Source organism: Streptococcus sanguinis (assembly GCF_900475275.1).
Classification (GTDB): Bacteria; Bacillota; Bacilli; order Lactobacillales; family Streptococcaceae; genus Streptococcus; species Streptococcus sanguinis_N.
This window is the reverse complement of sequence record NZ_LS483364.1, coordinates 1,361,698-1,383,530: the sequence shown is the minus strand read 5'-3', so window position 1 is coordinate 1,383,530 and position 21,833 is coordinate 1,361,698. Positions and strand designations below refer to the sequence as shown.

General features: G+C 43.5%; 20 protein-coding genes. 18 read left to right on the top strand and 2 right to left on the bottom strand.

The window, feature by feature from the left end; genetic code table 11:
- The first annotated feature begins 135 nt into the window (after nt 1-135).
- The 10 genes from DQM55_RS07010 (at nt 136) to DQM55_RS06965 (ending at nt 11,814) form a co-directional block, all read left to right on the top strand.
- Complete coding sequence (locus DQM55_RS07010; RefSeq protein ID WP_061592829.1) at nt 136-4,326, top strand: LPXTG cell wall anchor domain-containing protein; 4,191 nt, start codon at nt 136-138, stop codon at nt 4,324-4,326.
- A 267-nt stretch (nt 4,327-4,593) separates the two neighbouring features.
- Nucleotides 4,594-4,878 (top strand): helix-turn-helix domain-containing protein, encoded by a 285-nt coding sequence (locus DQM55_RS07005; protein ID WP_002909958.1) that lies wholly within the window; start codon nt 4,594-4,596, stop codon nt 4,876-4,878.
- A gap of 55 nt (nt 4,879-4,933) precedes the next feature.
- On the top strand, nt 4,934-5,260 hold the full coding sequence (locus DQM55_RS07000) for a DMT family transporter (RefSeq protein ID WP_002900559.1): 327 nt from the start codon (nt 4,934-4,936) through the stop codon (nt 5,258-5,260).
- Between the two features lie 3 nt (nt 5,261-5,263).
- Nucleotides 5,264-6,079: an SDR family NAD(P)-dependent oxidoreductase gene (locus tag DQM55_RS06995; protein WP_002909957.1), complete on the top strand. Its 816-nt coding sequence runs from the start codon at nt 5,264-5,266 to the stop codon at nt 6,077-6,079.
- A gap of 180 nt (nt 6,080-6,259) precedes the next feature.
- Nucleotides 6,260-6,742 carry a hypothetical protein gene (locus DQM55_RS06990; protein ID WP_111675947.1) on the top strand — a complete coding sequence of 161 codons (483 nt, stop codon included), beginning with the start codon at nt 6,260-6,262 and terminating at the stop codon, nt 6,740-6,742.
- A 104-nt stretch (nt 6,743-6,846) separates the two neighbouring features.
- The gene (locus tag DQM55_RS06985; protein WP_002897753.1) at nt 6,847-7,521 is read left to right on the top strand and encodes a response regulator transcription factor; all 675 of its coding nucleotides are present in this window, start codon (nt 6,847-6,849) and stop codon (nt 7,519-7,521) included.
- Nucleotides 7,511-8,902 carry a sensor histidine kinase gene (locus tag DQM55_RS06980; RefSeq protein ID WP_002904314.1) on the top strand — a complete coding sequence of 464 codons (1,392 nt, stop codon included), beginning with the start codon at nt 7,511-7,513 and terminating at the stop codon, nt 8,900-8,902. The genes DQM55_RS06985 and DQM55_RS06980 overlap by 11 nt, the downstream gene beginning before the upstream one ends.
- Nucleotides 8,903-8,917: 15 nt before the next feature.
- On the top strand, nt 8,918-9,856 hold the full coding sequence (locus DQM55_RS06975) for a ketopantoate reductase family protein (RefSeq protein WP_061592832.1): 939 nt from the start codon (nt 8,918-8,920) through the stop codon (nt 9,854-9,856).
- 112 nt (nt 9,857-9,968) lie between these two features.
- Complete coding sequence (gloA, locus tag DQM55_RS06970) at nt 9,969-10,355, top strand: lactoylglutathione lyase (protein WP_002895748.1); 387 nt, start codon at nt 9,969-9,971, stop codon at nt 10,353-10,355.
- Nucleotides 10,356-10,416: 61 nt separating this feature from the next.
- Nucleotides 10,417-11,814 carry a polysaccharide deacetylase family protein gene (locus DQM55_RS06965; RefSeq protein WP_111675946.1) on the top strand — a complete coding sequence of 466 codons (1,398 nt, stop codon included), beginning with the start codon at nt 10,417-10,419 and terminating at the stop codon, nt 11,812-11,814.
- A 93-nt stretch (nt 11,815-11,907) separates the two neighbouring features.
- Here DQM55_RS06965 and DQM55_RS06960 read toward each other — a convergent pair whose 3' ends face one another.
- Nucleotides 11,908-12,999 (bottom strand): DEAD/DEAH box helicase, encoded by a 1,092-nt coding sequence (locus tag DQM55_RS06960; protein WP_111675945.1) that lies wholly within the window; start codon nt 12,997-12,999, stop codon nt 11,908-11,910.
- Nucleotides 12,989-13,999, bottom strand: a complete 1,011-nt coding sequence (locus tag DQM55_RS06955) for a Gfo/Idh/MocA family protein (RefSeq protein ID WP_111675944.1) — start codon at nt 13,997-13,999, stop codon at nt 12,989-12,991. The genes DQM55_RS06960 and DQM55_RS06955 overlap by 11 nt, the downstream gene beginning before the upstream one ends.
- Before the next feature lie 79 nt (nt 14,000-14,078).
- Between DQM55_RS06955 and udk the strand changes: the two genes are divergently transcribed.
- The 8 genes from udk (at nt 14,079) to DQM55_RS06915 (ending at nt 21,830) form a co-directional block, all read left to right on the top strand.
- Nucleotides 14,079-14,714 carry a uridine kinase gene (gene udk / locus DQM55_RS06950; protein ID WP_032909529.1) on the top strand — a complete coding sequence of 212 codons (636 nt, stop codon included), beginning with the start codon at nt 14,079-14,081 and terminating at the stop codon, nt 14,712-14,714.
- A gap of 164 nt (nt 14,715-14,878) precedes the next feature.
- Entirely contained in the window at nt 14,879-15,547 is a 669-nt protein-coding gene (locus tag DQM55_RS06945) for a YoaK family protein (RefSeq protein ID WP_111675943.1), read from the top strand.
- 537 nt (nt 15,548-16,084) lie between these two features.
- Nucleotides 16,085-17,653: a 2-isopropylmalate synthase gene (locus tag DQM55_RS06940; RefSeq protein ID WP_111675942.1), complete on the top strand. Its 1,569-nt coding sequence runs from the start codon at nt 16,085-16,087 to the stop codon at nt 17,651-17,653.
- 12 nt (nt 17,654-17,665) lie between these two features.
- Nucleotides 17,666-18,703, top strand: a complete 1,038-nt coding sequence (gene leuB, locus DQM55_RS06935) for a 3-isopropylmalate dehydrogenase (protein ID WP_111675941.1) — start codon at nt 17,666-17,668, stop codon at nt 18,701-18,703.
- Nucleotides 18,700-18,966: a DUF1294 domain-containing protein gene (locus DQM55_RS06930; RefSeq protein ID WP_011836838.1), complete on the top strand. Its 267-nt coding sequence runs from the start codon at nt 18,700-18,702 to the stop codon at nt 18,964-18,966. Before leuB ends, DQM55_RS06930 begins: the two co-directional genes overlap by 4 nt.
- A gap of 1 nt (nt 18,967) precedes the next feature.
- A complete protein-coding gene (gene leuC, locus DQM55_RS06925) occupies nt 18,968-20,350 on the top strand; it encodes a 3-isopropylmalate dehydratase large subunit (RefSeq protein ID WP_011836839.1) in 1,383 nt (460 codons plus the stop codon).
- A gap of 9 nt (nt 20,351-20,359) precedes the next feature.
- Nucleotides 20,360-20,950 carry a 3-isopropylmalate dehydratase small subunit gene (leuD, locus tag DQM55_RS06920; protein WP_002895722.1) on the top strand — a complete coding sequence of 197 codons (591 nt, stop codon included), beginning with the start codon at nt 20,360-20,362 and terminating at the stop codon, nt 20,948-20,950.
- 100 nt (nt 20,951-21,050) lie between these two features.
- Nucleotides 21,051-21,830, top strand: a complete 780-nt coding sequence (locus tag DQM55_RS06915) for an L-threonylcarbamoyladenylate synthase (RefSeq protein WP_002897734.1) — start codon at nt 21,051-21,053, stop codon at nt 21,828-21,830.
- Nucleotides 21,831-21,833 lie beyond the last annotated feature (3 nt).

Sequence of the window (21,833 nt, the reverse complement as noted above, 5' to 3'; positions counted from 1 at the left end):
TGAGATATTAGCCTATCTCAGGCTTTTTCTTTATCATTTTGAGTATTTAAACATTGCTAATATGCCTTTGCTTTGATAAAATAGAAAAGTATGTGAAATAAACAGGCAACTGTTTAAAGGAGAAATGGAGTTTATATGGAAAAGAAAATAGTCTATGGCTTCCGCAAGAGCCGCCTTTCTAAGGGCTTGTGCGGAGCTGTTTTGGGTGCGGCTTTGTTGGTAGCTGCCGGATCAGTAAAAGCAGAGGAGAAGGTATCTTCAGCAGCAGATCAGTCTGCCCTTTCTGAAGTTGCCCTTTCGCCAGCCGAAGCGCCCCAGAAATCTGCTGCGCCTGCTCAGTCAGAGCCAGTAAGTCAAGACAAGCTTCCCTTGGAGGTTTCCCATGCGGACTTGGACCAAGCTGTGGCAGAGGCTGAGAAAGCAGGTATCCAGCTAAAGCAGGAAGCAACTGTTGATTTAGGAACAGCTAGAAATCCAGAAGAAGCTGCTAGTAAACGGGAGACAGTGCTAGCTGATTATGCGACCCAAGTCAAGGAAATACGCGAAACCACAGCAGTTTATCAGGAGCAGTTGAAGACATATGAGAAAGAGCTTAATCAGACAGAGTCTGCCAATCAAGCCTTGAAAAACCAATATGACAAGGCTTTAGCTTCCTATGAACAAGAGTCCAGCCGTATTCAAGCTGAAAATGCTCAGCTTCAGGCAGACTATGAGCAGAAACGGACGGCTTATCAAGCAGAATTGAGCCGTATAGTAAAAATCAATCAAGAGAAAGAAGCCTCCTATCAAGCAGCTTTAGCAGCCTATCAAGAGGAGCGTTCACGGATTTTACAAGAAAATGCTCAAGCAAAAACAGCCTACCAAACTGCTATGGAGAGCTATGCTACAGAGCTGAAAGCTACTCGGGAGAAGAATGCAGAAGCAAAGCGTCGCTATGAAGAAAAGCTTGCTCAGGTCTCAGCTCATAACAAAGCTGCCCAAGCTGAAAATGCAGCCATTGCAGAACGAAATCAGGCAGCTGAAAAGGCCTATCAGGAAGCAGTCAAACGGTATGAAACTGAAGTTTCCAGATTGGCTCAGGTTAAGGGAGAAAAAGAAGCTGTTTATCAAGCTGCCTTGGCTGACTATGAGAAAGAATTGGCTCGGATTCAGAAAGAAAATGCTGAACTAGAACAGCAGTATCAGACAGATTTAAGGGCTTACCAGCAGGAAGTAGAACGCATTCAAACAGCCAATCAAGCAGCTAAACAATCTTATGAGATAGCCTTAGCTAAAATCCAAGAGCAGAATAAAGAGATTGAGGACCAAAATCTAGCTGTTCAGAAGAAAAATACTGCCTTAAAGGAGCAGTATCAGGCTGATTTGGCAGCATATCAAGAGCGATTGACTGAGATTCGTCAAAAAAATCAAGCGGCAGAGAAAGACTATGAGAGCAAATTAGCTGCTTATCAAAAGAATCGCTCTGAAATCGAGGCGGCCAATGATGCCAAAGCGAGAGATCATCAAGCAGCTTTGACTGCCTATCAATCTGAACTTGAGCGTGTCCAAGCTGAAAATAAGAAGCGCCAAACTGCCTATGAGACAGAAAAAGCAGAAGTAACAGCCCGTAATGCTGCCATTGAAGCTGAAAACGCCCAGATTCGTCAGCAAAATCAGGAAAAACAAGAGCTTTATAAAAATCAATTAGCTCAATATGAGCAGGATGTGGCTCGAATCACCGAGAGCAATCAGAAAAGTCGAGAAGCATATGAGAAAGCCTTACTTACCTATCAGGAGGCGACTGCTCGGATTGAGACAGAAAACAAGAATAAATTAGCTGCTTATCAGGCAGCCTTGGCGACCTACCAAGCAAATCTTGCAAGGATTGAAGCAGAAAATCAAAGACTAAAAGAAGACTATGAGGCAAACCTTGCTTCTATTTCAGCGCAGAACGCAGTGATTGAGCAGGAAAATGCAAGCATTAAGGGAAAAAATGCCCGCTTGAAAGCTGACTTTGATAAGCTCTTGGAAGAATATAAGAAGGCAAAAGCTGCCTATGATACAGCCAAAACTAAGTATGATGCAGCTCTTGTAACTTTTGAGAGAGAGTTGCAAGAAGCTGAAGCTAAGAAAAATGAAGAAGGTTATCTCAGTAAGGTTGAAAGCCAGCCTTTTGTTTTCAAATCTGAGCCCCAGGCTGTCTTGACGCTTGATCCCTCTATTAGAACCTATACCAATGATGAGCTGACTGATGAGGTTCGTTCTTGGGGAATGGATCAACAAGGAATAACTGCTTTGACCAGTGTTTTAAAAGGGAAAGAACATCAGACTAAAGTCATTTTACAAAAAGATGTGCCTCTGGTAGCTACTTATACTAATATCAAAAATTCCAGTATTCAGGGCAAGAAAATCGCTAAAGTTGTCTACACTTATACTCTGAAAGAATCAACGAAGAGTCAGGATAAGCTGCCAGTTTTCTTAGTTAAGGATCCGACCTTGACTGTCTGGACCTTGGATTTTTATGGCCATTCTCGGGTCAATGTTCAAGCTGAGTTTTTCGATGAGGCGGGAGAAAGGCTTGATATGACAGGCTCGCTTGTCAGCTTCTCGTCTTTAAATACGAACAAAGTTGCGATTGAATATATCAAGAATTTTAATGGTGAATATATTCCTATTACAGGCTCTGCCATTAATGTTCACCCAGATACTAGTGTTCACGCTGATATTTCTATTAACTTTGAGCGGGAAGGTTCTCGCTTTGAGCACAACAAGTGGGATACACCTACTAGTCCTTATAACTGGTATGGCGCTATTGTCGGTAAGGCGCAAGGCGATGTCATTTCCTTTGACATTGGTTCACGAAACCGGGGTTCTGCTTGGTTTGTATTTAACTCTGATATTAAAGCCAAAGGTGTTCCAATGAAGCCTGTTGCTCCGACAGAAGTTGCTCAACCTCAGGAACCGGCTTATGAGGAAGTCAAGGCCTTGCAGCCTCTTCCGAGTCAGCCAGTTTATCAACCCTTGCCAGAAGAGCCAGATCAGCCGGCCTATCAAGAACTTCCTAGCCAGCCGACAGAAACTCAGCCTCTTCCTCTTCCAAATCGGCCTGAGGAGCCAGCAGTTCTACCGGAAAGAGATTTGGAAAGTCTGCCGCAAGAGCTAACTTATCTGCCTGAGCCGCTTCAACCTCAAAAGCCAGTTTATCAGGAAGTGCCAGAAGAACCTAGCTCCCCTTCTCTATTGACAGAGCCGACTGCAGTTGAAGAGCCGACCTATGAGAAGGAGCAGCCCTTGCTGAGCCTTCCGCAAGCTCCGGTCGAAAATCCACTGCCACAGGAACCTCAACGACCATCTTATTTGAAAGAACCAGAAAAACCTCAAAAAGATCCTGAAGCAAGCGCGGGAGAAGCACCGAAACCGCCTGCTTATGAAGAAGAAATTGCTTTAGAGGACCTGTCTCAGGAGCCAAGCTATCTGCAGGAACCACAGCTCCCTAAAGAACCAGTTCTTCAGCCTGAGCCCCAGTCACCTGTCAGAGAAAGTGACCTGCCTTTGATTGAGGAGCCTGACAAGCCGACCTATAAAGAACTTCCTCAAAAGCCGGCTGAGCCTAGCTATCAAGCTTTGCCAAGCCGTCCGCAAGCGCCGACTCAAACTTATCACTATAACCAGCTCTTTATCCAGTTAAAAGTCAGAGAAGAGTTGGAGGATGAGTCCAAGAAGAATATTCATCAACAAGAGGTTAGCCATGGAAGTTTTGCTGTCCTTAATCTGGTAACGGATGCTTTGCCTGCTTATCGCTTGCCAATTCACTCTTTCGTATTGGAAGATCGCCTGCCAGAAGGTTTTGAATTAGATCTAGAAGCTACTAGAGCGAAAAGTCCTGGTTACGAGGTTTCTTATGATCCGAGCAGCAGAATTTTGACTTTTGTTGCTGCACCAGGTCTGCTTGAACGCTACAATGCTGACTTGAATTCTGCGACCGAGACCCTAGCTCCAGCAGCAGTCGGTCGACTCTTGTATTCAGGCAGAACTTATACCAATCATTTCAGCTTGCTGATTAATAATCAATACCGGATAGAGTCCAATCAGGTTAGTGTTTCGACACCTCCTGCAGAAATTACTATTCAAACAGCACAGAAATTTGAGCATCTTTCAAACCAGACTTTGCAGTATCCAAGATCTGCAAGTAAGCAAGCAAGCAACATGCAGCTATCTGTCAGCTACCAAACCAGTCAAGGTCAACTGCCTAAAACTGGAAGCAGTTCGAGCACTCTTCTCACCTATCTTGGCTTTGCGACCTTGCTAGCTTCATCCAGCTTCCGTCTTTCTAAGAAAGAGTCATAAAAAGATAAGCAGCTCCTGCATCCAGAGCTTTTGAACATGATAAATCAAGACTGAGACAATTTCGTCCCAGTCTTTTTTACTGAGGATTTTTGGGGCAAATGGTTGATAGATGTATCAAATGTTTTAGATAGGCAAGTATTTTAAGATAAACGTAAATCGTGTTATAATAGCCATGTCAAAGAATTTTTACCTACAATAATCACTAATGTTAAAGAATTTCATCTAGCCAAACAACTAAAAAATAAGTATGATGAGGAGGAAAAGATAATGTTAGGAAAACAATTGAAGCTTATACGGGAGCAAAAAGGATATAGTCAAGCTCAGATTGCAGAATCACTAGGGACGACTCGGCAGACCATCTCGAACTGGGAAAATGATAAGACGATTCTAGATAGTGCAAGTCTTATTCGTCTAGCCGATTTTTACCAGATTTCATTAGATGAGCTATGTGGTCGAAAAGCTTTATCTATCTCCAAAGATTCGAGCATAAAATCAATGATTTTGACAAATGCCTGTACACTTTGGACTTGCTTTGTTTCATCTCTCGGATAGCTCTATTGATTTTCCTGCTAACTTTTTAGTTATTTAGAATATTAGGAGGAAAACAATGTTTTACTATTTTTATTTATCTCTCGCAATTCTATTTGAAATTGCCGCCACAAGTCTTTTAAAACTATCTCAAGGTTTTTCGAAACTATTTTTCGGTTGCCTTGCTTTGATGTTTTATGGCTTGTGCTTTTTCTTTTTATCTCTATCTTTAAAGGGCATTCAGTTAAATCTAGCTTACGCTATTTGGTCTGCAATAGGTCTAGTAGGGACAACGATATTATCTATTCTGCTTTGGCACGAAAAAGTAACAGCTGTAAGCCTTTTAGGGATAAGTCTAGTTATTGTCGGACTTGTTTTATTGAATTTATCACAAAAGACTCACTAGAGAATGGGGAATTATATGTTTGATAATTATTTTAAAAATAAAAAGGTTGTAATTATTGGTGCAAGTGGCAGTTTGGGAAGAGTCTATACACGTGCTTTTCATCAAGCAGGTGCTAGGTTATTTCTCTTAGGAAGAGATATAGATAAGTTAAAGATATTTGTGCAAGAATTTTCGTCTTTTATTCCAATAAGATCAGTGGATATAACAAGTGAAGAGTCTCTAAAAAATGTAGTATCAGAGATACAAGAGTGGTCGGAATGTATAGATATTGTTATCAATGCAACTGGTTTTGATGTAAGAAAGTCTTTGTCAGCGCATTCCTTTGAGGACATAGAGCAGACACTGTTAATCAATTTATCTGGCGCCATTCTGATTAGCAAGATTTTTCTGCCCTTATTAGCAAATGAAAAAGGTGCTACAATTGTGCATTCTGGCGGTTTTGCAGATGGGCGGCTCGCTTTCCCTTACTATAGCGTAGATGTGGCTAGTCGCGCAGGGATTTTTTCTTTTATTGAATCAATGAATCGCGAATTAAAACAGGAGCGGAAAAAGGTGTATTTAACCTATTTTTGTCCCAATGCTGCGGATACACCCTCAGAAAAGCCTTACCATCCTGTTTGGAAAGAGATGGGGATTAAGATTTCAACTACAGACGAGGTTTGCCTAGCTTTGCTAAAAGGTATTAAGTCTCATCAAAGAGTCATCCTGATGGGGCGGGGGGCATCTTTATTTGCTAAACTCAATCTTCTGTCTTCAAGATTAGCTGATTTTCTTTTATTAGATAAATATAGCCGTATATTGAAAAAGCACTTTTCATAAACTATTTTCCCTATCTTTCAGCCTTTTTTAAGAAAAAATTCAGTCCTGTTTAAGTAAAAATCTATATGATAATGCTATTCAAGTGAAAGGATGTGTATGGGATGACTTGTAAGCTGCATTAGCTTCTTGTTTGATAGAAACAGATAGAAAAATTTACAAAAGAAAGAAGGAACATATTAAATGGATATGGAAAAAATGATTGTTGTAGAAAAAAGCACTAAATGGTGGCTGACGGTTGCAACGGGTGGTGCTCTAGCAGTCGGACTTCTGGGCGGTTATGGTCTTGCGACAGCTATTCACGGTACAAACAATCAGCAATCAGCTATTCAACAGCCAGCTACTATGCCTGGAGCACCGGAGCAGAGTCAGAATGGCCAGGATGCAGGAAATGGAATGCCGCCACAAGTTGGTCAGAATGGTCAAAATGGTGGACCAGGTAATGGCATGCAGCCGCAGGATGGTGGTCCAGGACAGAACGGTCAAGACCAAGGAATGCCGCCTCAAGACGGCCAGCAGTCTGACAATGACAAGAGCAAGAATTCTTCTGCTCAGCAAAATGACAACGGGAAGAAAAACAAGAAAAAGTCTTCAACGAACACAAACGAACAATCGGACAAGAACAATAATAAGTCGACAAAAGAAAATAAAACGTCGCAGTCGTAGAAAAAACTTACTGATTTTGACCCAAGTCATGATATAATAAGAATAGCAAATAAAACAAAAACCAAAAGACATAATCTTGGAAAGTTTTATTGGAGGAAAGAAAAATGATTAAAATTCTATTGGTAGAAGATGACCTTGGACTGTCAAACTCAGTTTTTGATTTTTTAGATGATTTTGCAGATGTAATGCAGGTTTTTGATGGTGAAGAAGGTCTATATGAAGCAGAAAGCGGTGTTTATGACCTCATCTTGCTGGATCTCATGCTGCCTGAAAAGGACGGTTTCCAAGTGCTGAAAGATCTCCGAGCAAAAGGAGTTACAACACCTGTTCTCATCATGACAGCTAAGGAAAGCTTGGATGACAAAGGACATGGCTTTGAGCTCGGAGCTGACGACTATCTGACAAAACCTTTCTATTTGGAAGAACTGAAAATGCGGATCCAGGCGCTCTTGAAACGCGCTGGTAAATTCAACGAGAATACTCTTTCTTATGGTGATGTAACTGTCAACCTATCTACAAATTCAACCACGAAGGCTGGTAAAGACGTAGAGTTGCTTGGTAAAGAGTTCGACCTCTTGGTTTATTTCCTGCAAAATCAAAATGTAATCTTGCCTAAGACTCAAATTTTTGACCGTCTGTGGGGCTTTGACAGTGATACCACTGTTTCCGTTGTCGAAGTGTACGTTTCAAAGATTCGTAAAAAACTGAAAGGAACGGCATTTGCGAAAAACCTACATACTCTTCGTAGTGTCGGCTACATTTTAAAAGATGCTGAATAAAATCAAGAAGACCTTTTATGCGGATGATTTCTCTTATTTCATTCGCTATTTTGGGTTGTTTACATTAATCTTCTCAGCCATGACCTTGATTATTATTCAGGTTATGCGCTCCAGCCTTTATACGTCAGTTGATGAAAATCTGAAAAACCTGAGTAATGATCCTAGTTCAGTAGCTGATTTGGCCTATCGGACGACAGGCCAGCAGTCTGATCCAAGCAATAAGGTCAATTCTAAAAGTCCTAAAAGCAGTAAAGAGCCAGATGGTGATTCAGATGAAGAGCCTAAGCCTAACAATCTAACTACGCCAAATGTCAGCTCTAATACTTTTGCCCTGCTTTTGGATGATGATTATAAAAATATTTCCACCAGCAAGAGCGATGGTTTTCTGGACTTTAATTCATTAGAGTTTAACAAGTCCTATCTAAATCAAATCAAGGAAATTGTGATTGGTAACAGCTTTGGCCAAACGGAGAGCTATCGGGCTTATCTCTTTGATATTGATCCTAAAAATGAGTATCCTGATATCAAGTACGCTGTGGTCATGACTAGTATCAGCCAGCTGGAGCAGACCAGCAGCAAGCATGAGCAGTTGATTGCCATGGTCATGGTCAGCTTTTGGGGAATTTCCCTGATTGCCAGTATTTACCTTGCTCGGATGAGTGTCAAGCCTCTGCTGGAAAGTATCCAGAAGCAGAAGGCTTTTGTGGAAAATGCCAGTCACGAACTACGGACTCCTCTGGCAGTATTGCAGAGCCGCTTAGAGACGCTCTTTCGTAAGCCTGAAGCTACAATAATGCAGAGCAGTGAAAATATTGCTTCTAGCTTGGATGAAGTACGGAATATGCGCTTGCTGACGACCAATCTGCTCAACCTGGCCCGCCGCGATGATGGCATCAAGCCACAATATGGTGAAGTTGAACCAGAATTTTTTGATACGACCTTTGCTAATTACTGTATTATCGCAAGGGAGAATAAAAAAGCCTTTCATTCAGAAAATATGATCAAGCACCCTATTGTGACCGATCAAATTTTTCTCAAACAACTGATGACCATTCTATTTGACAATGCTATCAAGTACACAGATGATGATGGCGTAATCAGTGTCATGGCTACTTCGACAGATCGCTACCTTATTTTCCGAGTGGCGGACAATGGTCCTGGTATCAGCGATGAAGATAAAAAGAAGATTTTTGATCGCTTTTATCGGGTGGACAAGGCTCGGACCCGTCAGAAAGGTGGCTTTGGTCTGGGGCTTTCTCTGGCTAAGCAGATTGTCGATGCTTTCAAAGGCTCTATTTATGTCAAGGACAACAAACCAAAAGGTACGGTCTTTGAAGTTAAACTGCTCCTGAAAGAAACGAAAAAGCGTTCTGTTAAATAGCGGGAGAGGCTTAATATGAACATTTTGGTTTATGGTGCTGGCACAATTGGTTTGACATACGCTTGGTTACTGTCTAATCAGCATCAAGTTACTGTCTTAGTTAGAGAACATAAGCTGTCGACTTTAGAGCAAGGCTTCACACTTTCTATTAAAGATTTAAGGAAAGACGAACAGGTCTATAAAGAACATCATTTCCAGCCGCCATTGGTGACGAGTATTGATCAAGACTATGACCTGATTCTCTTAACGGTAAATAGTTTGCAACTAGAGCAGGCATTGAATCATTTAGCGGCTATAAAGGAAAAAGCTCATTTACTTATTTTACAGAATAACTGGAATATCAACTCCAAGATTCCTTCTTATTTGAACAGAAAGCAGGTGTCGTTAGCTTTTCCTTCTTCTGTTGGAGGAGGGCGAAAGAGTGATGGTCGGATCCAAGCTATCATTTTCAAAGAAGCTACGTTACTTGATGATGATTCTTATACATCAGAGTTGTCTCCTATTTTCACAGCTAGTGGGATAGGCATTGATGCTATGCCTAACTTGGCTTCTTGGATGAAGGTTCACTGCCTTCAGGAGGCGGTAATGGCAGGTGCAGTTGCAGAAGTGGGGTCTTTTGATGCACTCTTGAAAGATAAAAAAGCAATTCGAAAGATGATTTGCGCTTGGCGAGAAGGTTTAGAACTCTGTCAGCGATATGGCATTCCTAAACATCGTTATAAACCTACTAAATATCTATCCCTGCCCCTATTTCTCTTAGTTCCAGTAATGAAGTTCATGTTGAGTCAGCCTTTGGTTGCCGAAATGGTCACAAATCATATGCATTCAGGTTATGCCGAATGGGTTGACCAATATTTTGAAATCAAAAGAAGTGCGGAGAAAGAAAGCATTCTCATGCCTCAATGGAATTCGTATAGCGACTTCATTGAACATTTTTTGAAAAACAATTCTTAGCAGGCCTTATTGGTTTGCTTTTTATCTGCTTTTACTTACTTTTTTAAAAATTTAATATAAGTTTTGCCCAAAATAGGGTATAATAATAAACAAGAAAGAATGAGGTGAAATTATGGCATCAAAAATGTTACATACTTGTTTGCGTGTGGAGAATTTGGAAGCGTCTATCGCTTTTTATGCAGAGGCTTTTGGTTTTAAGGAGCTTCGTCGCAAGGATTTTCCAGATTATCAGTTTACTATCGTTTATCTAGGTTTGGAAGGCGATGATTATGAGCTGGAACTGACCTATAACTATGACCATGGTCCTTATGTGATTGGGGATGGCTTTGCTCATGTGGCACTTAGCACGCCAGACTTAGAAGGTCTGCATGCTGAGCACAAGGCCAAAGGATATGAAGTGACAGATCCAAAGGGTCTTCCTGGCAACCCGCCTAATTATTATTTTGTAAAAGATCCTGATGGCTACAAGGTGGAAGTCATTCGTGAGAAGAGTCTTTAACATCTAACTGTAGTTAATTTTGCAAGATAAATGATGATTTTTATTCATTTAGGACAGGTGTATGAAAAGACAAAATAACAAGAAACACGGTAAGAAAACACTCATCGTTCTCGGCTTGCTAGGTTTAGCTTTTGTTGCTGCTCTATTTCTGGGGGCTGTAAAAATTTACGCTATTTTCCAGGAAAAGGAACTGCAAGAGAAGGTTAGTGTGCTGATTGCCCAAGAAGAGACCTTCCACGCTGAAAATACTGAAAAGCAGAGCAAGATGATTGGCAGCCACTATGTAGAGGCCTTTTATCCTCTGCTGGATGGTCAGGTTATGGCAAGTGTCAAGGAGCAGATGGACGCAGATAGCCAGACGATTAAGGATAATCAGAAGAAGGGCGATAAGATTGAAGAATTGACCTTCTACTATGCTGAGGAAAAAGAAACGAGCCTGAAGGACGTCAAAGAAATACTGGTGCATCGCAAGGACTATCATGTCAAAGAGATGAAAATCAGTAAAGGAGAAGAGCGGGAAGTTGCTGACAGCTATCTCGGTGCAGACGGCAGCCCTTTCACTCTGGATAAGCTCTTTCAGGATCCCGATGCAGCTAAGGAAATCTTCATCAACGAAATATCCAGCCAGCTGACCTTTAGACAGGCCGATGAGGCGGTGCAGACGGAAATTCTTAATAACCTCAATGGAACGGAGTTGGGTCAGTGGTCCTTCCGTTATGAGTACAGCCATTTTTCTATTAAGCTGAGTAAGGAAGTGCAAGGCTTAACCAGCATTGACGTTCCTTTATCCAGTTTTTATGACCAGATTAATGCGGACTATCTGACCGGCGATGACTTGGCAGCTTATCAGAGTTTTGAAGCTAAGAAGCATGTGAAAATGGTTGCTCTGACCTTTGATGACGGTCCAGATCCTAAGACAACACCCCAGGCTCTGGATATCCTCAAGAAATATGGTGCCAAGGCGACCTTCTTTATGGTTGGTCAAAACATTGCTGGTAATGAAGCGATCGTCAAGCGCGTGCACAATGAAGGTCATCAGATTGGGATTCATACATGGGACCATCCAGTCTTAACCAAACTACCTCTGGAGTCAGCTCAAAAAGAAATCCTTGATACCCAGACCGCTATTAACAATGTCATAGGCATTAAGCCAACGATTACGCGGCCTCCTTATGGAGCCATTAATGCCACAATCCAAAATTCGGTTGACCAGTCCTTTATCATGTGGAATGTAGACAGTCTAGACTGGAAGACACGCAATACTAAGGCTATTATGCAAGAGATTGCTAAAACTCAGCCAGGCTCAATTATTCTCATGCATGATATTCACCAGACTAGTATTGACGCTCTGCCAAGTGTTCTCGAGTATCTGAAGAGTAACGGCTATACTTTGGTAACGGTCGATGAGCTGCTGGAAGGTCAGCTGGAGCCACATCGTATTTATTACGGCAGAGACTAAGACGGTCCTTGGGTTTAGATTTTTGAAATCGTTGTTGGCAATGAGTAAAAGCGAAAAGCTTTGGAAATCTAATGTTTCCAAAGCTTTTTTAGTTTAACTCGTTACATAAAGTTCTTGATTTTTTAATACAATTTCTCGGACGGTGGCGTATTTTTTCAAAGTTTTCAGTTCTTCAGGATGGCTGATGAGGGTGATGACATAGCCTTCCTTGCCCATGCGGCCGGTTCGTCCAGAGCGGTGGGTATAGGTTTCTAAATCGCGCGGAAGCTCATAATTGACGACGCATTCTAGGGAGTCAATATCAATGCCGCGAGCAACTAGGTCAGTGGCTAGCAGGAGAGTAATCTGGTGCTCTTTGAACTTATCCAAAATCACCTTGCGGAACTTAACGTTGACATCACTGGCCAGAGAAACTGCGTTGGCTTCACGATACTGGAGTTTTTCTTCGGCACTGCCCAGGTCTGACAGAGCGTTGAAGAAGACCAGTCCACGGAAATCTTCAACATTGGATAACTTACGGAGCAAGTCCACCTTATCACGTTTTTCGACTTGCATGTAAAAGTGCTGGATGTTGTCCAAAACTTGGTCGTCAATGCTGATTTCTAGAGTGTTTTCAGCAATCTTATCGTGGTCGAACTTAGCGGTGGCGCTCATATATACCAGCTGGTGGTCACGAGGCGCATAGTGGGTGATTTTATCTACAAAGTGATACTGAGAATCGCTGAGCAGCTGGTCAAATTCGTCCAAAATGATGGTTTCGACATTCATCATCTTGATTTTCTTAAGCTTGACCAACTCGAAAATCCGCCCAGGCGTTCCGATGATAATCTCTGGACCTTTCTTAAGGCGCTCAATCTGTCGCTTCTGGCTGGAGCCGGAGAGTAGTAGCTGGGCTGTCAGTCCTAAAGGCTCCGCCCAAGTTTTGCAGACCTCAAAGATTTGTCCGGCCAGCTCAGTATTAGGAGCTAAAATCAAGAGCTGTTGTGCTTTTCTAGGTGTCAGTTTGAGCAGACTGGGAAAGAGATAAGCCAGAGTTTTACCAGTACCAGTTGGACTGATTCCCAGCACCGTATCGCCTGCAGAAATAGAATCAAACATCTTCTCCTGAATAGCTGTCAAATCTTCAAAGCCTAACTGAGCCAGCTGATTTCGCCAGCTCGGGGGAAATTGTTCCTTAATCATCATCAACCTCAAATCTAATGCCAGCGTCCTTGCGCATGGCAAATAAGCTTTCGTGAACAGCTACGGCAGCATCCAACCATTTCTCGTAAGCCGCATCCTGTCCGCCCTTGAGCACTCGCGCGAAAGCCTGAGCTTCTTCCAGCATGGTATGGGAAGCACGCTTGATAGGCAGCACCTCTTCTTGACCGTCCAGATTTTGGAAAATAGCAGAGCTGATAAATTCAATCCCGTCTAAAGTCAGAGTTCCCTGATCGGTGTAAATCTCTGCTGGCAGATTGCTGTTTATATTTTTACCGGCCTGAATCTGAACTTGAAAATCTGGATAGATGAGACAGCCGGCTCCATTTAAATCAATCGTATTGGCCAGCAGCTGGGCGCTGTAGCGAGCGAAGCGCGGATGGCCGAAAAGTCTGATAGCCGCATAGACTGGATAGACACCCAGATCCATCAAAGCGCCGCCAGAAAATTTAGCTGAGAAAACGTTAGGCTGCTCTCCCGCAAGCAGAGCCTGCATTTTTGAAGAATACTTGGCATAGGTGAAGTTGGCTCCTAAAACAGTCTTGTCCTTGAGGAAATCACTAATCGTATCAAAGGCCTGCTCATGATAGTTGCGGGCAGCTTCAAAGAGATAGACTTGATGCACGTCAGACAGCTTGACCAATTCCCGCCATTCTTTGGGACGAGAAACCGCTGGCTTTTCGACAATGACATGTTTACGAGCCAGAATGGCTACCTTGGCATGCTTGAAATGCAGGCTGTTGGGACTGGCGATATAAACGACATCGATATCAGACGACAGAAAGTCCAGCATTTCAGTAAAAATGGCCGTATTTTCATAGTTTTGCACAAAGCGCTCAGCAGAAGCCAGAGCACGAGAGTAGACAGCAGCAAGCTGATAGTCGCCTGTTGAGTGAGCAGCCTTGATGAACTCATGAGAAATTGAACCTGTTCCGATGATTCCAAGTTTGAGCATAAAAACCTCCTTTTTTCTATTTTTAAGCATGTACTTTTTTTATTTTAGCTCTTTCATTATAACATGAATTGCGGTAAAATAGATAAGATAACAAGAGATGGAGCTTATAATGCAAAATAGACCTATTATTATTGGTGTAACTGGTGGTTCCGGAGGCGGAAAGACCAGTGTTTCTCGAGCAATTTTGGCTAATTTTCCAAACGAAAATATTGCAATGATTGAGCATGACTCCTACTATAAGGATCAGACGCATCTGACTTTTGAGGAGCGGGTTAAGACCAACTATGACCATCCTTTTGCCTTTGATACGGATCTGATGATTGAGCAGATCAAGGAGCTCTTGGCTGGTCGACCAGTGGATATTCCCACTTACGACTATACGGAGCATACCCGCAGCAAAAAGACCTATCGTCAGGAGCCTCAGGATGTGTTCATCGTTGAGGGGATTTTGGTCTTAGAGGACCAGCGCCTGCGAGATTTGATGGATATTAAGATTTTTGTGGACACAGATGATGATGTTCGGATTATCCGCCGGATTAAGCGGGACATGGAAGAGCGCGGTCGCAGTTTGGATAGCGTTATTGAGCAGTATTTGGGTGTCGTTAAGCCTATGTACCATCAGTTCATCGAGCCGACCAAGCGCTATGCGGATGTCATCATTCCAGAGGGAGCTTCTAATAAGGTGGCTATTGACCTGATTACGACCAAGATTGAAAAAATCCTTAAGGAAGCCAGAGAAGGCTAGCACACGTAGCTTTCTGCTCTGTCATTTGAGGAAATAAAAGTTTGTGAATCTGGCGAATCACAGTAGCTACAAGATTTTTGAAATGTAATCTAGCAAGGGGAAGTGGACGGACTGAAATCTATGATTTTCGGAGTCTGGTCACTCCCTTATTTTGTAGGTGATTTATGAAACAATTTGTAAAAAGAGAGTTTCACTCTCGTTCAAAATTTTTTGCCTGCCTCTTGACCTTTTGTGCAGGATTTATCGACGCCTATACCTTCATTGAGAGGGGAGGGACCTTGGTGGCAGGGCAGACAGGAAACGTCGTTTTCCTTTCGGTTGAGCTCATCAATCAGGAGACAAGAGGAATTGAAGTTAAATTGGCAACTATGCTGGCCTTTATGCTGGGGATTTTTCTGATGACCGTTTTTCAGCATCATTTTGAGCATTCTTGGCGCAGGCTGTCCAGCGTTTTTCCCTTGATATTGACGACAGCTGTCGCTGGATTTTTGCCAGCAAATGTGTCCCATCTCTATATCGTGCCGCCACTGGCTTTCTGCATAGGTCTGGTCGCGACGGCTTTTGGCGAGGTGGATGGTATTGTCTATAACAACTCCTTTACGACGGGGAATATCAAGAAAACCATGGTAGCTTTCGGCAACTATGCTCGAAACAAAAAAGGGAAAGATTTGAAAGAAGGCCTTTTCTTTGTAGCCCTATTGGCAAGCTTTGTAGTCGGAGCCATCATCTCTACCTATCTGATTCAATTTTACCTCCTGAAGACCATCTGGCTTGTTTCCCTGATTCTAACAGCCTTTCTCCTTTTCCGAGGCATTCAGTATGTGAGGAGATGAGGAAAGTGGAATTAGACTATGTTACGATTGCTGAAAAATAGAAGAAGTGAGACTTACCTTACTTCCTTTTTCTCGTATTTACAGTTTAAATCCCCAAAAATAATCCAGCATATTAAAAATTTTCAGAAAATATCGACTTTTTCTTGACAGGTTTATGATACTGTGTTAAAATACTAAACAATAAGAAACCATCTCAAAAAGGAGTTAGTCAAACATGAAGTCAACCCAATCTTCAAACTTTGCTTTGTTGTTGCGTTACTCGGGCTAGTGCAAAAGCATTAGTCCTGTTTGGCTTACCAAGCGGGAGTAAATCAACATCTCGCTTGTTCCTCAAGTGAGATGTTTTTTATTTCACCTATCTTACCTCAAACTCTGATGAGGAAGAAATGGTTTCTAAAGGAGCGACGGGAGTGGGAGTACATCTTGATTTTTCTGAAATCGATTTGTCTTATACCGTCTCAGTCATTGAATACGACCTAGAAGTTTGGGAAGATTTTTTCCTAAAAGGGTCTTTGTATCTTAGAAAAGGAGTTGTCTATGACACGCAAAGTTGAGTTTTTTGATACCAGCCTCCGGGATGGCGAGCAGACACCAGGAGTGAATTTCTCTATCAAGGAAAAGGTGGCTATTGCCAAGCAGTTAGAGAAGTGGGGGATTTCAGTCATTGAAGCCGGTTTTCCTGCTGCGAGTCCAGATTCTTTTGCGGCGGTGCAGGAGATTGCTAAAGCCATCACAAAAGCTTCTGTTACTGGTCTGGCGCGTTCGGTCAAGTCCGATATTGATGCCTGTTATGAAGCGCTCAAGGATGCTAAGCATCCACAGATTCATGTCTTCATTGCGACCAGTCCTATTCACAGAGAGTTTAAGCTGAAAAAGTCTAAGGAAGAGATTTTAGAAGCTGTGAAAGAGCATGTCTCCTACGCGCGCTCCAAGTTCGATATAGTCGAGTTTTCGCCAGAGGATGCGACACGAACAGAGCTGGATTTCCTCTTTAAGGTGGTACAAACAGCAGTTGATGCAGGTGCGACTTATATCAATATTCCAGATACAGTCGGCTTTACTACTCCGGAAGAGTTTGCAAATATTTTCGACTACCTAGTGGCAAATGTGACTTCAGATCATAAGGTGGTATTTGGTGTTCATTGCCATGATGACCTTGGTATGGCAACGGCTAATAGTTTGACAGCTATCAAGCACGGTGCTGGTCGTGTTCAGGGAACTATCAATGGAATCGGTGAGCGGGCTGGAAATGTAGCATTGGAAGAAGTAGCAGTTGCCTTAGAGATTCGTCAGGACTATTACCAAGTTGAGACAGACATTGTCCTTAATGAAACCATCAACACTTCTGAGCTGGTATCCCGCTTCTCTGGTATTCCAGTGCCTAAGAACAAGGCGGTCGTTGGCGGCAATGCCTTCTCTCATGAGTCCGGTATCCATCAGGATGGTGTTCTTAAGAATCCACTGACCTATGAAATCATCACACCTGAGCTGGTTGGAGTCAAGAGCAATTCGCTTCCGCTTGGTAAACTGTCTGGCCGCCATGCCTTTGTCGAAAAACTCAAAGAATTGGCTCTGGACTTTGCAGAATCTGAAATTAATGATCTCTTTGCTAAATTTAAGGTCTTGGCTGATAAGAAAAATGAAGTCACAGACGCTGATATTCGGGCTCTGATTGCTGGAACGACGGTCGAAAATCCTGAAGGCTTCCACTTTGATGATCTGCAGTTGACGACCAATGATGACCATACCATCACAGCGGATGTGCAGTTGGTTAATGGCGACGGAGAGACGGTCAGCTGTGTGGCAGAAGGTCAAGGAAGCGTTGAAGCTATCTTTAATGCCATTGACCAATTCTTTAACCAGTCTGTTCAGCTTTTATCTTATAACATCGAGGCGGTGACGGATGGTATTGACTCTCAGGCTCGCGTCTTGGTGGCTGTTGAAAATACGGATACAGATACAATTTTCAACTCCTCTGGTATTGACTTTGATGTTCTTAAGGCCAGCGCCATTGCCTATATCCATGCCAATACCTTTGTGCAAAAGGAAAATGCGGGTGAAATCGGCCATCAGGTATCCTACCGCGATCTGCCTGCAAATAATTAGAAGGAAGCGACTATGACAAAAGAAATTGTAGCTCTGGCGGGTGATGGTATCGGCCCAGAAATCATGGAAGCCGGTCTCAAAGTACTGGCTGCTGTTGCGGGCAAGTTTGGATTTACTTACCATGTCACAGAGAAGGCTTTTGGGGGTGCTGGTATTGATGCGGAAGGTAATCCTCTGCCTCAGTCAACTCTAGAAGCGGCCAAGGAGGCGGATGCTATTCTTCTAGCAGCTATCGGAAGTCCCCAGTATGATAGTGCTCCAGTTCGTCCGGAGCAAGGTTTGCTTGCTCTGCGCAAGGAGCTTGAACTCTATGCCAATATCCGCCCAGTTAAGATTTTCGATGCACTTAAGCATTTGTCGCCTTTGAAGGCTGAAAGAATTGCTGGTGTGGATTTCGTTGTCGTGCGTGAGCTGACTGGTGGGATTTACTTTGGCGAGCATATTTTGGAGGATAAATCTGCTCGTGATATCAACGACTACAGCTATGAAGAGGTGGAGCGGATTGTCCGTAAGGCCTTTGATATCGCGCGTGGTCGCAGAAAGCGCGTGACCAGTATTGACAAGCAAAATGTGTTAGCAACATCCAAACTCTGGCGCAGAGTGGCAGATGAGGTGGCCAAGGATTATCCAGATGTGACCTTGGAGCACCAACTGGTGGACAGCGCTGCTATGCTCATGATTACCAATCCTGCTAAGTTTGACGTTGTAGTAACGGAAAATCTCTTCGGGGATATTCTCTCAGACGAGTCCAGTGTCCTGTCAGGGACGCTGGGAGTTATGCCATCGGCCAGTCATTCGGCAACTGGACCAAGTCTTTACGAGCCTATCCATGGTTCAGCTCCTGATATTGCAGGGAAAGGCATTGCCAACCCTATCAGTATGATACTTTCTGTGGCCATGATGCTGCGGGATAGTTTTGCAGAGCTTGAGGCTGCAGAGGCGATTGAAGCAGCGGTTGAGAAGACTTTGGCTCAGGGTATTTTAACCCGAGATCTTGGCGGTCAGGCAGGGACAGCTCAAATGACGGAGGCAATTATTAATAACTTATGAAATGGATATTAACAGGTATTTGCCTGCTATGGAACCTTGTCGTTTTCCTGCTTTATGGCTGGGATAAGCGTAAGGCTAAGAAAAATCACTACCGCATTCCAGAGAAAACCTTGCTCTTGTCAGCTTTGGCAGCCGCAGGTTTGGGCGCTTTATTAGGCGGTCGCCTCTTTCATCACAAGACCAGAAAATGGTATTTCTGGCTGGCTTGGATTTGCGGAATAATAGTGGGAATCGGAATTTTATATTACATATGGAGAAGCTAGTATGGCTGGAAAATCGATTTTTGATAAGCTTTGGGAAAGGCATCTGATAACTGGTGAAGAAGGCCAGCCCCAGCTTATGTATGTGGATCAGCATTATATTCATGAAGTAACCAGCCCTCAGGCTTTTCAAGGCCTTCGAGATGCAGGGCGCAAAGTTAGACGGCCGGATTTGACCTTTGGAACCTTTGATCATAATGTTCCTACGGTCAATATCTATGATATTCGGGATGTGATTTCCAAGGCTCAGATTGATAAACTTTCTGAGAATGTCAAGGATTTTGGTATCGAGCATGCGGCTCACGGATCGGAGTTGCAGGGGATTGTCCATATGGTTGGACCGGAAACTGGCAAGACTCAGCCGGGCAAATTCATCGTCTGCGGTGACAGTCACACGGCCACTCACGGTGCTTTTGGTGCTATTGCTTTTGGAATCGGTACTTCGGAGGTAGAGCACGTCTTTGCCACGCAGACCATTTGGCAGGTCAAGCCTAAGAAAATGCTGGTCAAATTTACTGGGGTGCCACCTAAAGGTGTCTATTCCAAGGACTTTATCCTCGCTCTGATTGCCCGATATGGTGTGGCTGCAGGTGTTGGGCATGTGGTCGAGTATGCTGGCGATGCGATTGATCATCTGACTATGGAAGAGCGCATGACCATCTGCAATATGTCCATTGAGTTTGGCTCTAAGATGGGCATTATGAATCCCGACCAGAAGACCTATGATTACGTTAAAGGGCGGCCGGGCGCTCCCAAGGACTTTGAAGCAGCGGTAGCTGATTGGAAGACTTTGGTCAGTGATCCTGATGCCGTCTATGATAAGGTCATTGAGATTGATGTCTCCGAGCTGGCACCTATGGTGACTTGGGGAACCAATCCTTCTATGGGAGTAGAGTTTGGCGCGGCTTTCCCAGAAATTCGCGATATGAACGACGAGCGGGCTTACAATTACATGGACCTCTCACCGGGTAAGAAAGCAGAAGATATTGACCTAGGTTATATCTTTATCGGCTCCTGTACCAATGCCAGGCTCAGTGACTTGCAGCTGGCAGCTAAGTTTGTCGCTGGTAAGCACATTGCTCCCAATCTGACAGCTATCGTCGTACCAGGCTCTCGTCCGGTCAAGCGGGCTGCTGAAAAGATGGGACTGGATAAAATTTTCATGGATGCAGGCTTTGAGTGGCGCGATCCGGGTTGTTCCATGTGCCTGGGAATGAATCCAGACAAGGTGCCGGACGGAGTCCACTGTGCCTCGACCAGCAATCGGAACTTTGAGGATCGGCAGGGATTTGGAGCAAAGACCCATCTTTGTAGTCCAGCCATGGCAGCAGCAGCAGCCATTGCCGGGCGATTTGTAGATGTCCGCCAGCTACCGGAGGTCCAGTAAGGAAGGTTTATGGAAAAATTTACAATCTACACGGGGACAACAGTGCCCCTCATGAACGATAATATCGATACGGACCAAATTTTGCCCAAGCAGTTTCTCAAGTTGATTGATAAAAAAGGTTTTGGCAAGTACCTCATGTACGCATGGCGTTATCTGGACAATCAGTACACGGAAGATCCTGATTTTGTCTTTAATAGACCGGAGTACCGTAAGGCGACTATTCTGATTACAGGTGACAATTTCGGAGCCGGTTCCTCTCGGGAGCATGCCGCCTGGGCCTTGGCTGACTATGGCTTCAAGGTAGTCATTGCTGGATCTTTCGGGGATATTCACTACAACAACGAGCTTAATAACGGTATGCTGCCTATCGTCCAGCCATTGGAAGTCCGACAAGCCTTGGCTAACCTGAAGCCGACAGATGAAGTGACGGTGGATTTGGAGCAGCAGAAGATTTTTTCACCGGTGGGAGAATTCTCCTTTGACATTGATGGAGAATGGAAACATAAGCTCCTCAACGGTCTGGATGATATCGGCATTACGCTTCAGTATGAGGATTTGATTGCAGAATATGAAAAAAATCGTCCATCTTATTGGCAGTAACCTTATTTTTTGCTATATTGAGAAAATTCTGAAAAAATCTTGTCTCCGATAAAAATATATGGTAAAATAAATCTTAATTTAATAGAAAAGGAAGAAACTTATGACAAAACACATTCAATGGAACGGACAGCTTTCACAAGAAGGTTATGACATCTTGAAAGGCGATGGCGGCTGTATTGTTTGCCCGACCAAGGTAGGTTACATCATCATGACTAGCGATAAAGCTGGCTTGGAGCGTAAGTTCGAAGCTAAGGCTCGTAACCGTAATAAGCCAGGTGTTGTCCTCTGTGGCAGTATGGATGAGCTCCGTGCTTTGGCTCAGCTAAATCCGGAAATTGAAGCTTTTTATCAAAAGCATTGGGATGAAGACATCCTCTTGGGCTGTATCCTTCCATGGAAGCCAGAAGCTTTTGAAAAGCTCAAGGCCTTTGGCGACGGTCGGGAAGAGCTGATGACAGATGTTCGTGGAACTAGCTGTTTTGTTATTAAGTTTGGTAAGGCGGGCGAGCAGCTGGCAGCTAAGCTTTGGGAAGAAGGCAAGATGGTTTATGCTTCCTCAGCCAATCCATCCGGTAAAGGAAACCGTGGCAAGGTCGAAGGAATTGGCGAGCGCATCGAAAATGCTGTTGATTTAGTCATTGAAGCAGATGACTATGTAGCCTCTATCCAGCCAGACAAGACGATTGAAACTCGCTATGAGCAAGGTGTTATGGTTTCCATGGTGGATAAAGATGGAAAACTGATTCCAGAACAAGGTGGGCAACGTTCCATCTCACCAGCACCAGTGGTCATCCGCAAAGGCTTGGACATTGACAAAATCATGATGCACCTGTCCGATACTTTCAACTCATGGGATTACCGTCAGGGTGAATATTACTAAGAT

Excerpts from the sequence above, each read along its gene's own strand:
- DQM55_RS07000 (WP_002900559.1), top strand. The coding sequence starts at position 4,934 with ATGTTTTACTATTTTTATTTATCTCTCGCAATTCTATTTGAAATTGCC.
- DQM55_RS06995 (WP_002909957.1), top strand. The coding sequence starts at position 5,264 with ATGGGGAATTATATGTTTGATAATTATTTTAAAAATAAAAAGGTTGTA.
- DQM55_RS06965 (WP_111675946.1), top strand. The coding sequence starts at position 10,417 with ATGAAAAGACAAAATAACAAGAAACACGGTAAGAAAACACTCATCGTT.
- DQM55_RS06960 (WP_111675945.1), bottom strand. The coding sequence starts at position 12,999 with ATGATGATTAAGGAACAATTTCCCCCGAGCTGGCGAAATCAGCTGGCT.
- gloA (WP_002895748.1), top strand. The coding sequence starts at position 9,969 with ATGGCATCAAAAATGTTACATACTTGTTTGCGTGTGGAGAATTTGGAA.
- leuB (WP_111675941.1), top strand. The coding sequence starts at position 17,666 with ATGACAAAAGAAATTGTAGCTCTGGCGGGTGATGGTATCGGCCCAGAA.
- udk (WP_032909529.1), top strand. The coding sequence starts at position 14,079 with ATGCAAAATAGACCTATTATTATTGGTGTAACTGGTGGTTCCGGAGGC.
- DQM55_RS07010 (WP_061592829.1), top strand. The coding sequence starts at position 136 with ATGGAAAAGAAAATAGTCTATGGCTTCCGCAAGAGCCGCCTTTCTAAG.
- leuC (WP_011836839.1), top strand. The coding sequence starts at position 18,968 with ATGGCTGGAAAATCGATTTTTGATAAGCTTTGGGAAAGGCATCTGATA.
- DQM55_RS06990 (WP_111675947.1), top strand. The coding sequence starts at position 6,260 with ATGGATATGGAAAAAATGATTGTTGTAGAAAAAAGCACTAAATGGTGG.
- DQM55_RS06915 (WP_002897734.1), top strand. The coding sequence starts at position 21,051 with ATGACAAAACACATTCAATGGAACGGACAGCTTTCACAAGAAGGTTAT.
- leuD (WP_002895722.1), top strand. The coding sequence starts at position 20,360 with ATGGAAAAATTTACAATCTACACGGGGACAACAGTGCCCCTCATGAAC.
- DQM55_RS06940 (WP_111675942.1), top strand. The coding sequence starts at position 16,085 with ATGACACGCAAAGTTGAGTTTTTTGATACCAGCCTCCGGGATGGCGAG.
- DQM55_RS06930 (WP_011836838.1), top strand. The coding sequence starts at position 18,700 with ATGAAATGGATATTAACAGGTATTTGCCTGCTATGGAACCTTGTCGTT.
- DQM55_RS07005 (WP_002909958.1), top strand. The coding sequence starts at position 4,594 with ATGTTAGGAAAACAATTGAAGCTTATACGGGAGCAAAAAGGATATAGT.
- DQM55_RS06985 (WP_002897753.1), top strand. The coding sequence starts at position 6,847 with ATGATTAAAATTCTATTGGTAGAAGATGACCTTGGACTGTCAAACTCA.
- DQM55_RS06975 (WP_061592832.1), top strand. The coding sequence starts at position 8,918 with ATGAACATTTTGGTTTATGGTGCTGGCACAATTGGTTTGACATACGCT.
- DQM55_RS06945 (WP_111675943.1), top strand. The coding sequence starts at position 14,879 with ATGAAACAATTTGTAAAAAGAGAGTTTCACTCTCGTTCAAAATTTTTT.
- DQM55_RS06955 (WP_111675944.1), bottom strand. The coding sequence starts at position 13,999 with ATGCTTAAAAATAGAAAAAAGGAGGTTTTTATGCTCAAACTTGGAATC.
- DQM55_RS06980 (WP_002904314.1), top strand. The coding sequence starts at position 7,511 with ATGCTGAATAAAATCAAGAAGACCTTTTATGCGGATGATTTCTCTTAT.